Consider the following 537-nt stretch of genomic DNA (forward strand, 5'->3'; position numbering starts at 1 on the left):
TATCCATCGACATAGTAACCTCGGCAAGATTTGTGCGACTTTCTCTAACATCACTGTGCCCATGCCTGACTGGTAATGGTCACGATCGCGGCTAGTAAAAATAACCATGCCTGACTCGCCATGATGCCCAAACAGAGAGACAGCGACTGAACCAACATTTAGCGCATCAGGTAACAAAAGTTGTATTTCTGGACCATTTAAACGGCCTAAGTAATTGGTTCTATCACCAAAACGTTGAATACGAATAGATTCGAATGCGCTGCGTGATACTACCAGTGCCTGTGCATCCAAAGGGGCAGAAAGCCGCCAGCATTCACTAAATAAACGCACTGAAGCCCCCGATAAGCCTAACCTTTTCGCCCAACGATTGAGCGCTGTGAGCATCCCATTAAGGCTTTCAGCCATCGACATTTCAATCACTAAGTATAAAAGCTCATCAAATAACTGGCCATTTTCATGTGCCTGTTCGACCATAAAACGTATATCTTGTTCCAGTTGTTTGATTTTTAAACGTTGGCGGTTCATTACCGCTTCAGG

The 537-nt window shown here is 44.7% G+C and carries 1 protein-coding gene; it reads right to left on the reverse strand.

Features of this window, described 5'->3' with window-relative positions; all coding sequences use genetic code 11:
* On the reverse strand, positions 1 to 525 hold a 525-nt coding region (locus tag ABN217_RS20230), incomplete at its 3' end, for a DUF484 family protein (protein ID WP_349460001.1).
* Between the last annotated feature and the right edge of the window lie 12 nt (positions 526 to 537).

The sequence above is a fragment of the Proteus sp. fly-1067 genome, from assembly GCF_040139345.1.
GTDB classification, from domain to species: domain Bacteria; phylum Pseudomonadota; class Gammaproteobacteria; order Enterobacterales; family Enterobacteriaceae; genus Proteus; species Proteus vulgaris_B.